Raw genomic sequence first — 13,764 nt, 5'->3', positions numbered from 1 at the left:
TATGACCACAGCAAGCCTTACTCATAGCAGTGATAATAGCTTTTCTGATATCGGTGATATGTTTAAACCAAGTAGACAAGATAGATTATTTAAACAAATCTTAATTTTGTTACTGGTGGTTTATGTCATCTTTGGTATTGGTGTCCCTTTTTTAGAGCAAGTGGAAGTGCCAAGGGAAGTCAAAGAGCAATTGCCACCTCAACTGGCCAAAATCATGCTGAAAGAAAAACAACTTCCAGTACCTGAAAAGCCAAAAGAGGAACCTATCCCAGAACCCGAACCAGAAAAACTCGAAGAAAAACCTGTCGAGAAAGTGGAAGAACCACCAAAGGTGAAACCAACAACTCGAGAGGCAGCAAAAGAAAAAGCACAAAAGTCAGGCCTTGCAGCCATGAAAGATGAGCTTTTTTCGATGCGTGAAGCTTTTGATGTTAAACCTGCAGCGCAAAGTAACCTTGAGCAAAACCAAGCCCAAGAAGTGAAAGTAAAACGCAAATTACTTGCCGCAGCGGCTAATACACAAAGTGAAAGCTTATCGACTTCGACCGTGCAGCAAACCGTGGTATCTGATGCGATTAGCACTAAAAATACCCAGCAAATACGGTTAGCTGAAGAAGAGGTATTAGCAGTTGCAGGGGCGAATGCAGAAATTGATCGTGAAGCAAGTTCTGCAGGTCAGCGTTCTGAAGCGGCGTTAAGGCGTACCCTTGAGGCCAACAAAGCACGATTGTATGCACTGTATAACCGCGCTTTGAGAAAAGATCCTTTTCTTAAAGGTAAAGTCATGTTCGAAATTGAAATTCAACCAAACGGCAGCATTAGTCGTGTCGATATTCAATCGAGCCAATTAAATAACCCGAAATTAGAACGCCAATTAAAGGTTGTTTTACGTTCAATCAGCTTTTCTGCTGAGGATGTAGCGACCATGACGACAATTTGGGCCATCGACTTCTTACCCAGCTAGTTAATCGCATTAACGACAAACAAAAATACGGCCAATAGGCCGTATTTTTTTATAGGGTTAGCACCATCACTTGCGCATTGTTGCCATAAGTCTCACTGGCGACATTATTTACATCAATGCTAAAGCCCATTTTCTGCCAAAATGACACTGAATGTTGAATCGCGACTAATTGAATGTGTTGGTAATGACCAGCTTTAGCAATATCAATTAACTGGGTTACCATTTTTTTACCAACGCCTTTGCCTTTAAGTGCTTTAGAAACTGCTAAATCATGTAAGAACAGTCTATCCCCTTTATTTTCATTTAAAAGAGGCTGATAAAGCTTAGGAGGCGTTTCATCGTGCCATTCGTGAGCGAGCAAGTAAGCAATGATGTTATCCGCTTTATCTTGCAGCACAAAACAGCAGTGAGGCGAATGTAGCCACTTGCCTCTTAACACCTGCAAACTTTCTGGCTCAATCTCAGTATAGACCTGACACTGTAACTCAAAAATCGCTTGCCACATTGATGGTTCAATCTTGTTTATCTGCATCACATTCTCTAAAGATAGCTCGCTAATAACAAACGCCGTTAGGGTTCTGAATAATCAAAGCGCCATTGTTAAGCACTAGAGTGCTTCAAGCATAACGCTGATATTAAATTTCAGGCAACAAAAAGCCCGTCATAAGACGGGCTTTTGCTCTAACCGTAAGGTTAAATATGGCTGGGATACCAGGATTCGAACCTGGGGATGCCGAGATCAAAACCCGGTGCCTTACCACTTGGCGATATCCCAAAAACTTGGATATGTCACTCTTAAACTAGGAAGATGTACATATTGAAGAAAATTTGATGGTACGGGAGGAGAGACTTGAACTCTCACACCTTGCGGCACCAGAACCTAAATCTGGCGTGTCTACCAATTCCACCACTCCCGCATCAAATTTTTACCAGAGTAAACTCATTTAAATCATGAGTAAACGCTGTTTCTTGCTTTTCTAACTAAGTAGTTTAGGGTTTCCCTCTACTCTACCTTTTAAATATGGTAGCAATGGCGGGACTTGAACCTGCGACCCCAGCATTATGAGTGCTGTGCTCTAACCAGCTGAGCTACATTGCCAAAGATGGCTGGGATACCAGGATTCGAACCTGGGAATGCCGAGATCAAAACCCGGTGCCTTACCACTTGGCGATATCCCAATAATCTTTACTACTTACTTTAAAATGGCTGGGATACCAGGATTCGAACCTGGGAATGCCGAGATCAAAACCCGGTGCCTTACCACTTGGCGATATCCCAATCTAAAGCTTTTTTGAAAACTCGCTATAAGCCAATTTTCTTAATAATGGTACGGGAGGAGAGACTTGAACTCTCACACCTTGCGGCACCAGAACCTAAATCTGGCGTGTCTACCAATTCCACCACTCCCGCACAGACTCTGTTTATCATCCAGAACACGATGCTCATTTAACCTTGAGAAGGTAGCTGGTCATATTTCTAAAGTCATACTTTAACTAACCAGCAATCTCTTAATTTACATCTAGAGAAGATGGTAGCAATGGCGGGACTTGAACCTGCGACCCCAGCATTATGAGTGCTGTGCTCTAACCAGCTGAGCTACATTGCCACTTTATTCTTACTTGCCCTCGTCGTGAGGACGGGGCGTATTATGCTTATTCAGGGTATCGAGGTCAACTGCTTTTTTTAGCTATTTTCATCAATTGTTGTTGTTCGGCTATAAGTTCACCAAACTGAGCGTCAAATCGACAAAATATCTTAGTAAAGTTAACCTCAATCCCTTTTTTAAACAATCTTCACACTATTATAGTTTGAAAATCGCTTTTATACGTTGAATAAGAAATGCATTACATCGCCATCTTTAACGATATAACCTTTACCTTCGACACGTAATTTACCCGCATCTTTGGCACCAGCTTCACCTTTATACTCAATGAAGTCATCATAACTCATCACTTGTGCACGAATAAAGCCACGCTCAAAGTCAGTATGAATAACACCAGCAGCCTGTGGAGCACTTGCGCCAACTGGCACAGTCCAAGCACGCACTTCTTTTACACCAGCGGTAAAGTAAGTTTGCAAATCCAGTAATTGGTAACCTGCACGAATAACACGATCAAGGCCTGGCTCGTCTAAACCGAGATCTGCCATAAACTCATCACGCTCTTCAGCGTCCATTTCTGCAAGCTCAGATTCAATCGCCGCACAAACAGCAACAACAACAGCATTCTCTGTTTCTGCAATCGCTTTTACTGCATCTAAATGTGGGTTGTTTTCAAAACCATCTTCAGACACGTTAGCAATATACATAGTAGGCTTAAGTGTTAAGAAGTTAAGGTAAGCAATAGATGCTAGCTCTTCTTTACTTAGCTCAAGTGAACGCAGCATTTGGCCTTCATCTAGCGTTGGGCGCATTTTCTCAAGCACTTCAACTTCAAACTTAGCCTCTTTATCGCCACCTTTAGCACGCTTTTGTTGACGTGTAATAGCACGCTCTAAACTGTCTAAGTCAGCTAAGGCTAATTCAGTGTTAATCACTTCGATATCGCCAGCTGGATCAACTTTATTAGCAACGTGAACAATGTTTGGGTCTTCAAAACAACGAACCACATGACCAATCGCATCAGTTTCACGAATGTTAGCTAGGAATTTATTTCCTAAGCCTTCACCTTTAGATGCACCAGCAACCAAACCTGCAATATCAACAAATTCCATTGTCGTTGGTAAAATACGCTCAGGGCTAACAATAGCAGCAAGCTTATCTAAACGAGAATCCGGTACTGGTACAACACCAGTGTTAGGCTCAATGGTACAAAACGGGAAGTTAGCTGCTTCAATTCCTGCTTTAGTTAACGCATTAAATAGTGTTGACTTACCAACGTTTGGCAAACCAACAATGCCGCATTTAAAACCCATATTTGTTACCTTTATCTATGTTGAACTGCATCAACACTGATGCAGTGAATATCAATAATCATCTTAAAACCGATGACGATTAGCCCGTTGATACGGTATTAATCCTTACTCAGCTTTAAAAGTATGTAATCTGTTCATGGCTTTCGCCATATCTTGCTTAAATAAAATCTCTGTTGAACGCACTGCTTCATCTATTACTGCGTTCATTTTTTCTTGATCTACTGCGGGCGCTTTACCCAACACATAACCACTGACACGATTTTTATCACCAGGATGGCCGATACCGATACGAAGACGATGGAAGCCTTTATCGTTGCCCATTTTCGCAATGATGTCTTTTAGACCGTTATGGCCACCGTGACCGCCACCAAGTTTGAACTTAGCGACTCCCGGCTCCATATCCAGCTCATCATGTGCAACTAAAATTTGCTCTGGGGTAATTCTAAAAAAGTTAGCTAATGCACTCACTGACTTACCGCTTAAATTCATAAACGTTGTCGGAATTAATAACCTGACATCTTTACCGTCAATGGTCACTCTCGCGGTTAAACCAAAATATTTGCTATCAGGTACTAAAGTAGCGCCACATAAACGTGCGAGTTCCTGCACATACCATGCACCTGCATTATGACGAGTTTGCGCGTATTCAGCGCCCGGATTTGCAAGGCCGACAATTAGTTTAATTTGACTCATTAGTACTCATTTTTTAGCGAAAATAATACCGCGCGAACAACAAATCAAAGTACAAAAACACACTGACAATGATCTGATTGCGCTAAAGCGCGGCATTTTAACACTCAAAACAGAACTCAACAAATACCCTGTGCTAATTAACCTAAACTCAAGATAATAACTTGGCTTTAAGCGGCTGCTTTTACTGACGAGCGCGTTTAATTTTATTGCCACAAACTGGCTATTGGCGCAAAGGCTGTGCCTAGTAAGAAGAAAAACAGCAGGAGAAAACGAGAAGATAGATGTTTAAAATTAGAAGTGCCTGAACTTTTCAGGCACTTCATTCGACAACATTATTTAATTAATGATTCAGATCTGTGGGTATGGCTAGTCACAATATCGGTCATGCTAAGCCTAATGCATATTTAAGGACTTTCTTTTTGATTGGGTTGTCATGGTTTGCTAGCTTTAACATGCCATTTCTTAATAATTTGAGCGGCAATAAATTATTACTAAAACCAGCATAAAATGCATCCATCGCAGACATCATCAGTAAATTGTCGTTATAACGTTTGCACTGATATTGCTGTAACACGCTTCCAGTCCACCAAGGTTTATCGTTGCCAATTGCATCAGCAATCGTCGCAATCAATACATCAACATCTTTAAAACCAATATTCACCCCCTGCCCCGCAAGTGGGTTAATGGTATGTGCTGCATCACCTAATATGACCACATTGTCTTGATAATATGATTGTGCATGTCTACGTGTTAATGGAAAACTGCCTCTGTCGATAACGGTAAAGTCACTATCTAACCGCTCAGGGAAATGCTGTCTGATTTGTTCGGCAAGTTGCACAGGGTTGAGTTGCATTAATTGCTTAATTCGGCTGCGACTGTCATACCAAACTAATGACGCATTTTTACCTGGTAAAGGTAAAAGCGAACGTGGGCCATGAGGTGTAAATTGTTGCCATGTGACATCTTGTTGCTCAGTCGCTGTGGCAACATTAATCAACATGGCTGATTGTGCATAATCCCAACCTGTAATGCCAATACCTGCCCACTGACGGACTTGTGAGTTAGCCCCATCGGCCCCCACAACCAATGTTGCCATCAGCTCAGCACCAGAATCAAGACTGACTTTAACTTGTGTTGCTTCACTTGAGCTAATTCGTTCAAATCGACTTACACTGTTGGGGCAATATAAGGTGATATTGTCCATCGTCTCAATTTGTTGCCATAGACACAGTTGAATTAAGCGATTTTCAAAAAAGTAACCTAAATGCGGTTCATCTATTTGGTCCGCATGAAACTGAGTGATGCAATCATCCATCTCCCAAGTTTCTAAGCCTTTGTATGCCACATGACGTAATGATAATAAGGTGTCCATCACACCAAGACGGTCGAGCAATTGCTCAGAGGCGACACTAATTGCTGACACTCGAAGGTCCAGCGCTTGTTCTGGTTCATAGGCCTTGGGTTGATAAGCTTCAATCATTGCAACATTTAAGCCTAACTGCCCTAAGCCAACAGCAACAGCAGCCCCAACCATGCCGCCACCAACAATCACTACATCATGTTGAATCTCTTGACTTTGGTCACTGCCTTCAACCGTATCTTGAACTGCATCTTGCATTACTAAACCCTTCTCATCGCACGTCACACTTGTTTTAGTTAAATATGTGCAAACGTGTCTAAAATCGCTTAATCGTGTCGATATGTTGCTAGACAATCTTTGAGCAACACCTGCTTACAATGGTGACATATTAACCAGTAAACCTCTTCTTATACTCAAACTGTCTAATGAAAACACCTTGCACCACTTCTGTCATGCCAAGGTAAGAGAGGATACTATGTCTACTAACAGCACGTACGTACATTCTACAAAAATTAGCACCAAACTTTCGACAACGTCATTGGCGTTTAATGTAAAAAAAATAACCCGCGTTTTAGTGAGCGCTATATTGGCCGTCACTGGGTTATTTTCTGCTGCATCTCATGCGCAAATACAACCAATGGAAACCGTCACTGTCATCTATCGCACGCCATTTGATTATGCCTTATATCAGCAAACCACGGAAATGCTCACTGGCTTTAATCGAGAGCTAGGCCAGAAAATTATTGCCCAAGCTCGCCAAGACAATGTCACCTTGGCAAAAAGATACGGTTTTTTTGCTGATGACGAACAAGAATTCGTCAATTTAGCAGCAGAGTTTACCCATTCATCAAGATTGCATGCTGATTTAAATCAAAAGGTCATGCTTCAAGCACGTTTAGATAATTTAGCGATGGCCGAAGATTTTGGCTTTTTTGCTAATCAATCAAATGAGTTAGCACAGCAAGATAAATACCCTGAAAAAATAGGGGTATTCGCCATTTCAGAATAATGCTAACAAGATGTGCACAAAGGCTAGCCAGCGAGCCTTTGTGCAGTTAAAATACTCGGCTATTTTTCTGTGGTAATAGAACGGCGTAACTGATGAGTAAAAAACTGCACATAAAAACCTGGGGCTGTCAGATGAACGAGTACGATTCATCTAAAATGGCTGATTTGCTGGACGATTATCAAGGTTATACCTTGACTGAGGATGCTGAAGAAGCAGACGTACTGCTACTAAACACATGTTCAATTCGTGAAAAAGCACAGGAAAAAGTGTTTCATCAGCTTGGTCGCTGGAAAACCTTAAAAGATAAAAAACCTGATTTAATTATCGGTGTTGGCGGCTGTGTTGCGTCGCAAGAAGGTAAAGCAATTAAAGAACGTGCTCAGTGTGTTGATATTATTTTTGGCCCACAAACCTTGCACCGTCTTCCTGAAATGATTACCCAAATCAATAACGGTGATAAAGCCGTTATTGATGTGAGCTTCCCTGAAATCGAAAAGTTTGACCGTTTACCTGAGCCTAAAGCTGATGGTCCAACGGCGTTCGTGTCCATTATGGAAGGTTGCAGTAAATATTGTTCTTTCTGTGTTGTGCCATACACACGTGGTGAAGAAGTCAGCCGCCCTGTCGATGATGTGATTCTAGAAGTTGCACAACTCGCGGAGCAAGGTGTACGTGAAGTAAACCTACTTGGCCAAAACGTTAATGCATTCCGTGGTCCAACTCACGATGATGAAATCTGCACCTTTGCAGAGCTCATTCGCTTAGTAGCATCTATTGATGGCATCGATCGTATTCGCTTTACCACAAGTCACCCTATCGAGTTTTCACAAGACATTATTGATGTCTATGAAGATACACCTGAATTAGTGAGCTTCTTGCACTTACCTGTTCAGTCAGGTTCAGATCGCATCTTAACTAACATGAAACGTGGCCATATGGCGATTGAATACAAGTCAATCATCCGTCGCTTACGTAAAGCCCGTCCTGATATTCACATCAGTTCTGACTTTATTATTGGTTTCCCAGGTGAAACTCAAGCAGACTTTGAAGACACCATGAAGTTAATTGAAGATGTGAGCTTTGATCACAGCTTCAGCTTTATCTACAGTGCACGTCCTGGTACTCCAGCAGCGGACTTGCCTGATGATGTATCCATGGAAGAGAAAAAACAGCGCCTAGCGATTTTACAAGACCGTATTACTCAACAAGCGATGCGTTACAGCCGTCAAATGCTAGGTACAGTGCAACGTATTATGGTAGAAGGTCCATCTGTAAAGAATCCAATGGAGCTTCGTGGTCGTACTGAAAATAATCGTGTCGTTAACTTTGAAGGCGATCCAAAGTGCATTGGTGGCTTTGTTGATGTTGAAATCGTTGACGTTTACACGAATTCATTACGTGGCGTATTTGTCCGTGGTGAAGACGAAATGGATTTACGTCGTAGTTTACGCCCGTCAGATATTTTGGCTAAACATAAAACCGATGATGATTTAGGTGTGACTCAGTTCACTCCAAACTAATCATTAATCAGATTATGTTTTGTTAATAAAGGCGGCCTTGAGCCGCCTTTATTATGCTTTTACCATCATAGCGTGGTATTTTAGCGTTTACACTCGTAGATTGATTGTTAATAAACTCTCGTTTTGGAGCAATATTTTTGTCCACTAAAGTAACAACCATGAATTTGTACCTTGAGCCCTCAGAGACTCGAAGGTTGGCCTCATTATGTGGTCCTTATGATGACAACATTAAACAACTTGAGCGCCGTTTAGGGGTTGAAATTGCCCACAAAAACAATCATTTCAAGATTGTAGGCCTACCACGCAACGCATTTAATGCGAATAATTTGCTCAAGCAGTTATATATTGAAACGCAAACGGTTAAAGGCAGCACCCCTGATCTTGAACCTGAGCGCGTGCATTTAGCCATACAAGAAGTCATCAACCTTGAAGCTGAAAGCTCAGGTGAAGACAGTGCCCTGCACATCAAAACTAAACGCGGTGTTATCAAGCCAAGAAATCCAAACCAAGCCAATTATGTGGCCAATATTGCCAAGCATGATATTACTTTTGGTATTGGTCCTGCTGGTACGGGTAAAACCTTCTTAGCCGTGGCTGCAGCCGTTGATGCCCTTGAGCGCCAAGAAGTCCGCCGTATTTTGCTAACTCGACCAGCGGTTGAAGCAGGTGAAAAGTTAGGTTTCTTGCCTGGTGATTTAAGCCAGAAAGTCGACCCTTACTTACGCCCGCTTTATGATGCATTATTTGAAATGCTCGGATTTGAAAAAGTTGAAAAACTGATTGAGCGCAACATTATTGAAATCGCGCCACTTGCTTATATGCGAGGCCGTACCTTAAATGATGCGTTTGTTATTTTGGATGAAAGCCAAAATACAACGGTTGAACAAATGAAAATGTTCCTAACCCGTATCGGCTTTAATTCTCGCGCTGTTATCACAGGTGATATTACTCAAATAGATTTGCCTCGTAGCCAAAAGTCTGGTCTACGCCAAGCTATCGAAGTGCTCAGCGAAGTGAATGACATCAGCTTTAACTTTTTCATGTCACACGATGTTGTGCGTCACCCAATTGTTGCTAGAATTGTTGAAGCCTATGATGCCTTCGACAGTAAAGAGCTAGCAATAAAAGCAGAAAAAGAGCGCCAGTACAAAAAGCGACAAGAAGCATTTAACGAACAAATGACGCAAGAAAATCATGCTACTGAGGTCGTTAAAAATGAGCTCTGAGAAAAGCACGAAACTGGAGCTAGATGTAGACTTACAGATTGCGGTAAATGACCCACAAGCTATTCCGACACAAGAAGAGTTTGAATTATGGGTTCGCACCGCAATTGGTAACACAATGGCACAAGCTGAATTGACGATTCGTATTGTCGAAAATACTGAAAGTCAGCAGCTCAACCATACTTATCGAGGCAAGGATAAACCAACAAATGTTTTATCGTTTCCCTTCGATGCCCCACCAGGGGTAGAATTGCCACTTTTAGGTGATTTAATCATTGCTGCTGAGGTCGTAGAACTCGAAGCAAAACAACAAAATAAGCCCCTTGTTGCACATTGGGCTCATATGGTTATTCATGGCTGCTTGCATTTGCTAGGTTATGACCATATTATCGACAGTGAAGCCGAAGAAATGGAGTCATTAGAGACTCAACTCATTGAAGGTTTAGGTTTTTCAAATCCGTATAAGGAAGCATAAATAAGTCAAAGGATTGCATGAAAGTGCCCTCCAGCGATTTAGTAAAATATTATGAGTGACGACATCCCACCGAGTACCAGCGCCCGTAAAAAAAACTGGATTGACAAAATAGGTCAGTTGTTTCAGGGCGAACCTCAAAATCGTGAAGATCTTGTTGATGTGATTGCAGGCGCTGAAGAGCGTGATCTCATTACCGAAGATACTCGCGAAATGATGAATGGTGTTTTAGAAGTATCGGGTCTTCGCGTTCGCGATATTATGATCCCTCGAAGCCAAATAGTCACATTACAAATCGATAGTACTGTTGAAGAGTTACTTGAAACAGTCATCGAATCAGCGCACTCTCGTTTTCCCGTAGTAAACGAAGATAAAGATCATATTGAAGGTATTTTGTTAGCAAAAGATCTACTCAAATATGGTTTTAAGCAATCCGACCAACCTTTCTCATTACACCAAGTCATTCGACCTGCTGTAGTTGTCCCAGAAAGTAAACGAGTCGATGTGCTGCTAAAAGAATTCCGCTCCCAACGTTATCATATGGCCATTGTGGTTGATGAGTACGGTGGCGTATCCGGTCTAGTCACCATTGAAGATATCTTGGAAGAAATCGTCGGCGAAATTGAAGACGAATTTGACCATAGCTCAGTGGAAGATACGGAAATCAAGAAGATCAGTAACACAGCGTTTATGGTTAAAGCCCGCACGCCCATTGATGAATTCAATGAAGCTTGTGGTACCCAATTCAGCGACGAAGAGTTCGATACTGTCGGTGGTTTAGTGTCTCATGCCTTTGGTCATTTACCAGAGCGTAATGAAAGCGTGTTAATCGAAGGCATTGAATTCAAAGTCACTAACGCTGATACTCGACGACTCATTCAGCTTAGTGTGAAGTTACCTGATCCTAAACTTCAAGAAGACAACGACGACTAACACTGTGTTTAAAAAAAATAATATCTCTGCATCATCTTTAGTTAAGATGATGACCGCTTTTATTGCGGGTGCTTCAACCACACTCGCTTTTGCGCCCTACTCCATTTGGGCCTTCTATCCAGCGGCGATGTTATTTGTCCTCTGGCAAAGCCGTAAATTAACCCCAAAAGAAAACTTCTTTCACTGGTTAAGTTTCGGCTTTGGCTGTTTTGCCTTTGGTATAAGCTGGGTACATGTCAGCATCGACACCTTTGGGGGATTACCCTTATTTGTATCGATGACATTAATGGGGTTATTAGCTCTTTACCTAGCACTTTATCCTGCACTGGCAGGCTACCTCACCGCTAAGCTTAGTCAACACCCACGCTTTAAGCATTGGCATTGTTATTTCCAATATCTAGGTTTGTTTCCAGCTCTTTGGGTTATTACAGAGTGGATGCGAGGCTGGGTATTAACTGGGTTCCCGTGGTTATGGGCTGGCTACAGCCAAACCCAAGGGCCACTTTCTGAGTTAGCCAGCATTGTTGGCGCACTTGGATTAAGTTACATCATTGCCCTATTCTGTGGCTCTATTGCATTGGTCATGAAAAAGCGCTTTATGAGTGCCATCATTATTTCTGCAGTGCTATTGGCGTCCACAATCGCAGCACCAATGATATCGGACATTACCCCTCGCAATGAGACTGTAAAAGTTGCCTTGGTGCAAGGTAATATTGCACAAAGCATGAAATGGGAGCCTGATGCACTATGGCCTACACTGCTAAAATACATGGACTTAAGCCGTCCAAATTTTGATGCTGATATTGTCATATGGCCAGAGGCTGCTGTTCCAGCACCAGAATCAATGGTGGGTGATTTTTTAAGAAACACAGATAAAGTCGCCAATATGAATGACAGTGCCATTATTACTGGCATCATCAGTCTGCAAAAGAATGATTTTTATAATTCTCTTATTGTCCTAGGTAACGCTAATAAAGCCGTTCAACCTATGGGCGATTATCAAGGCAATGGCACTAATGATTATAAAAAACACCACTTACTGCCTATCGGTGAATTCGTCCCGTTTGAGAGTCTGCTAAGACCATTGGCACCGTTTTTTAATCTGCCAATGTCATCATTTGCTAGGGGAAATTTTCAACAGCAAAACCTTAACACTATGGGGTATCAAATTGCTCCAGCACTTTGCTATGAAATCGTATTTCCAGAACAGCTTCGCGCCAATACTCATGCTGATACTGATTTACTGCTTACTGTGTCAAATGATGCATGGTTTGGTGACTCAATTGGCCCTCTACAGCACATGGAAATTGCCCAAATGCGCTCAATTGAACTTGGTAGACCACTGGTTCGAGCAACCAATAATGGCGTGACAGCAGTGGTTGATGTCCACGGGCGTATTACCCACCAAATACCACAATTTAAAGAAGGCGTATTAGTGGCCGATGTCGCTTTATATGACGGTGAAACTTGGTTTAAACATCTAGGTCAGACCCCATTATTGATATTGTGCTGGTTACTATTACTCGTTGGCATCGCTATTCAAGTGTCGATCTGGAAACAGAGCAAAACTGATTGAACCAAAAACAAAAGCAAACAGGGTTTACCTTAATTGAGCTCGTTGTTGTCATTATCATTTTGGCTATTTTAGCCATCGTGGCAGCACCTAAATTTATCACTGTCTCTACTGAAGCGAGAGTCAGTGGCCTTGCACAGCTCAATGCCAGTGCTAAAACAGCAAATAATCTTGTTTATGCCCGCTCGCAGATGAGTAGCTTTTCTACTCAAGCTGTAGGAAGCCGTGATGATTTGTTAGATATTGATTTAGAAGGTGATGACAGCTTTAATACCCGCCTAAAATGGGGTTACCTAGACAATACTGATATCGAAAAATGGCTCATTCTTGATGATGGTTTTGTGATTGAGTACCAAGGTATTGCAAATACCTTTATCGGTTACGATCTAAACCAAGACGGCAAAGTCCAAGATGACCAATGTTATTTTCTCTATACCCAAGCTGCTAATGCAACCAGCCCACCAGGCTATGTTAACGAGGTATCTGGGTGTTAAACCGTTAATTGGCTCAGCTGAGCCAATTAACCTTAGTTAAAACATTAAGGTGCTAATGATTCTCGGGTGAACATTTCATTATCACACTGAGGGCAGTCAGGAATTAAGCTTGGAAACTCAATGCTCATTTCATGGTTACATTCAGTACAAATGACCTTTCCTTGGTTTATCACCTCACCCGACATATAAAAGCCCTTGTGTTTGAAGTCTTGGGCAATCTCATGCCATTCAACTTGGCTTCTATCCGTAATTTCACCTAGCCAATGCCAAAGGGTGTTTTCTAAAGTGATAACTGTAGGACTAAAACTGAGATTTTCAGCATTTTCCTCTTTTACATAGCTTGCGATGTCACGCTTTAAAAATTCTTCTACTAAAGCGAGTTCCTCTGCTTGAGCTTCTGACTTCAATTGCAAACAATCTTTACACTGGGTTACTGATGCAAAAAGGCTCTTTGCAGTCAATGAGTTATCTTCTTCATAGCGCTGTTTCACTTGCTCAAAAAGCGTCTGATAAAGCCCTAATAATGCTGAACTTCTTCCACTCATAAAAAATACTCCTTCATCTGAACCTTTTTAATGCATCACTTCTAGTTTATTCTATGCAGATCTC

General features: G+C 41.8%; 13 protein-coding genes and 7 tRNA genes. 8 read left to right on the top strand and 12 right to left on the bottom strand.

Going from position 1 to position 13,764, the window contains the following annotated elements; all coding sequences use genetic code 11:
• The first annotated feature begins 1 nt into the window (after position 1).
• A complete protein-coding gene (locus SJ2017_RS05260) occupies positions 2-964 on the top strand; it encodes an AgmX/PglI C-terminal domain-containing protein (protein WP_080915100.1) in 963 nt (320 codons plus the stop codon).
• A 49-nt stretch (positions 965-1,013) separates the two neighbouring features.
• Here SJ2017_RS05260 and SJ2017_RS05255 read toward each other — a convergent pair whose 3' ends face one another.
• The 11 genes from SJ2017_RS05255 to SJ2017_RS05205 form a co-directional block, all read right to left on the bottom strand.
• On the bottom strand, positions 1,014-1,496 hold the full coding sequence (locus tag SJ2017_RS05255; protein WP_080915099.1) for a GNAT family N-acetyltransferase: 483 nt from the start codon (positions 1,494-1,496) through the stop codon (positions 1,014-1,016).
• A gap of 168 nt (positions 1,497-1,664) precedes the next feature.
• A tRNA-Gln gene (locus SJ2017_RS05250) sits at positions 1,665-1,739 on the bottom strand.
• A 57-nt stretch (positions 1,740-1,796) separates the two neighbouring features.
• Positions 1,797-1,881: transfer RNA gene (locus SJ2017_RS05245), tRNA-Leu, on the bottom strand.
• A gap of 105 nt (positions 1,882-1,986) precedes the next feature.
• Positions 1,987-2,063: transfer RNA gene (locus SJ2017_RS05240), tRNA-Met, on the bottom strand.
• Positions 2,064-2,068: 5 nt separating this feature from the next.
• Positions 2,069-2,143 (bottom strand) — tRNA-Gln (locus SJ2017_RS05235).
• Positions 2,144-2,168: 25 nt separating this feature from the next.
• Positions 2,169-2,243: transfer RNA gene (locus SJ2017_RS05230), tRNA-Gln, on the bottom strand.
• 47 nt (positions 2,244-2,290) lie between these two features.
• A tRNA-Leu gene (locus tag SJ2017_RS05225) sits at positions 2,291-2,375 on the bottom strand.
• 119 nt (positions 2,376-2,494) lie between these two features.
• Positions 2,495-2,571: transfer RNA gene (locus SJ2017_RS05220), tRNA-Met, on the bottom strand.
• 215 nt (positions 2,572-2,786) lie between these two features.
• Positions 2,787-3,878 (bottom strand): redox-regulated ATPase YchF, encoded by a 1,092-nt coding sequence (gene ychF, locus SJ2017_RS05215; protein WP_080915098.1) that lies wholly within the window; start codon positions 3,876-3,878, stop codon positions 2,787-2,789.
• Positions 3,879-3,983: 105 nt separating this feature from the next.
• Positions 3,984-4,571: an aminoacyl-tRNA hydrolase gene (pth, locus tag SJ2017_RS05210; protein WP_055025753.1), complete on the bottom strand. Its 588-nt coding sequence runs from the start codon at positions 4,569-4,571 to the stop codon at positions 3,984-3,986.
• A 382-nt stretch (positions 4,572-4,953) separates the two neighbouring features.
• Entirely contained in the window at positions 4,954-6,189 is a 1,236-nt protein-coding gene (locus tag SJ2017_RS05205) for an FAD-dependent monooxygenase (protein ID WP_080915097.1), read from the bottom strand.
• Between the two features lie 217 nt (positions 6,190-6,406).
• Here SJ2017_RS05205 and SJ2017_RS05200 point away from each other — a divergent pair, with 217 nt between their 5' ends.
• From SJ2017_RS05200 to SJ2017_RS05170, 7 genes are all read left to right on the top strand, one after another.
• On the top strand, positions 6,407-6,940 hold the full coding sequence (locus SJ2017_RS05200) for a hypothetical protein (protein ID WP_055025755.1): 534 nt from the start codon (positions 6,407-6,409) through the stop codon (positions 6,938-6,940).
• Between the two features lie 92 nt (positions 6,941-7,032).
• Complete coding sequence (miaB, locus tag SJ2017_RS05195) at positions 7,033-8,460, top strand: tRNA (N6-isopentenyl adenosine(37)-C2)-methylthiotransferase MiaB (protein ID WP_055025756.1); 1,428 nt, start codon at positions 7,033-7,035, stop codon at positions 8,458-8,460.
• Positions 8,461-8,597: 137 nt separating this feature from the next.
• The gene (locus SJ2017_RS05190) at positions 8,598-9,686 is read left to right on the top strand and encodes a PhoH family protein (protein ID WP_055025757.1); all 1,089 of its coding nucleotides are present in this window, start codon (positions 8,598-8,600) and stop codon (positions 9,684-9,686) included.
• On the top strand, positions 9,676-10,158 hold the full coding sequence (ybeY, locus tag SJ2017_RS05185) for an rRNA maturation RNase YbeY (protein WP_055025758.1): 483 nt from the start codon (positions 9,676-9,678) through the stop codon (positions 10,156-10,158). The genes SJ2017_RS05190 and ybeY overlap by 11 nt, the downstream gene beginning before the upstream one ends.
• Positions 10,159-10,209: 51 nt before the next feature.
• Complete coding sequence (gene corC / locus SJ2017_RS05180) at positions 10,210-11,088, top strand: CNNM family magnesium/cobalt transport protein CorC (RefSeq protein WP_080915096.1); 879 nt, start codon at positions 10,210-10,212, stop codon at positions 11,086-11,088.
• Positions 11,089-11,134: 46 nt separating this feature from the next.
• Positions 11,135-12,664 carry an apolipoprotein N-acyltransferase gene (gene lnt, locus SJ2017_RS05175; protein WP_080917406.1) on the top strand — a complete coding sequence of 510 codons (1,530 nt, stop codon included), beginning with the start codon at positions 11,135-11,137 and terminating at the stop codon, positions 12,662-12,664.
• Positions 12,661-13,155 carry a prepilin-type N-terminal cleavage/methylation domain-containing protein gene (locus tag SJ2017_RS05170; RefSeq protein ID WP_080915095.1) on the top strand — a complete coding sequence of 165 codons (495 nt, stop codon included), beginning with the start codon at positions 12,661-12,663 and terminating at the stop codon, positions 13,153-13,155. The genes lnt and SJ2017_RS05170 overlap by 4 nt, the downstream gene beginning before the upstream one ends.
• 44 nt (positions 13,156-13,199) lie before the next feature.
• Here the strand turns inward: SJ2017_RS05170 and SJ2017_RS05165 are convergent, their stop codons facing one another.
• Positions 13,200-13,700, bottom strand: coding sequence for a zinc ribbon-containing protein (locus tag SJ2017_RS05165; protein WP_080915094.1), 501 nt, complete (start codon positions 13,698-13,700; stop codon positions 13,200-13,202).
• Between the last annotated feature and the right edge of the window lie 64 nt (positions 13,701-13,764).

Origin of the sequence: Shewanella japonica (assembly GCF_002075795.1) — a bacterium.
In the GTDB taxonomy this organism is placed as follows: domain Bacteria; phylum Pseudomonadota; class Gammaproteobacteria; order Enterobacterales; family Shewanellaceae; genus Shewanella; species Shewanella japonica.
Note: the sequence above shows the minus strand (reverse complement) of the source record. Positions and strands in the feature narration are given on the sequence as shown.

Coding starts and splice junctions, on each gene's coding strand:
- SJ2017_RS05165 (WP_080915094.1), bottom strand. CDS start 13,700: ATGAGTGGAAGAAGTTCAGCATTATTAGGGCTTTATCAGACGCTTTTT.
- pth (WP_055025753.1), bottom strand. CDS start 4,571: ATGAGTCAAATTAAACTAATTGTCGGCCTTGCAAATCCGGGCGCTGAA.
- SJ2017_RS05260 (WP_080915100.1), top strand. CDS start 2: ATGACCACAGCAAGCCTTACTCATAGCAGTGATAATAGCTTTTCTGAT.
- SJ2017_RS05205 (WP_080915097.1), bottom strand. CDS start 6,189: ATGCAAGATGCAGTTCAAGATACGGTTGAAGGCAGTGACCAAAGTCAA.
- ychF (WP_080915098.1), bottom strand. CDS start 3,878: ATGGGTTTTAAATGCGGCATTGTTGGTTTGCCAAACGTTGGTAAGTCA.
- lnt (WP_080917406.1), top strand. CDS start 11,135: ATGATGACCGCTTTTATTGCGGGTGCTTCAACCACACTCGCTTTTGCG.
- SJ2017_RS05255 (WP_080915099.1), bottom strand. CDS start 1,496: ATGCAGATAAACAAGATTGAACCATCAATGTGGCAAGCGATTTTTGAG.
- miaB (WP_055025756.1), top strand. CDS start 7,033: ATGAGTAAAAAACTGCACATAAAAACCTGGGGCTGTCAGATGAACGAG.
- ybeY (WP_055025758.1), top strand. CDS start 9,676: ATGAGCTCTGAGAAAAGCACGAAACTGGAGCTAGATGTAGACTTACAG.
- SJ2017_RS05200 (WP_055025755.1), top strand. CDS start 6,407: ATGTCTACTAACAGCACGTACGTACATTCTACAAAAATTAGCACCAAA.
- corC (WP_080915096.1), top strand. CDS start 10,210: ATGAGTGACGACATCCCACCGAGTACCAGCGCCCGTAAAAAAAACTGG.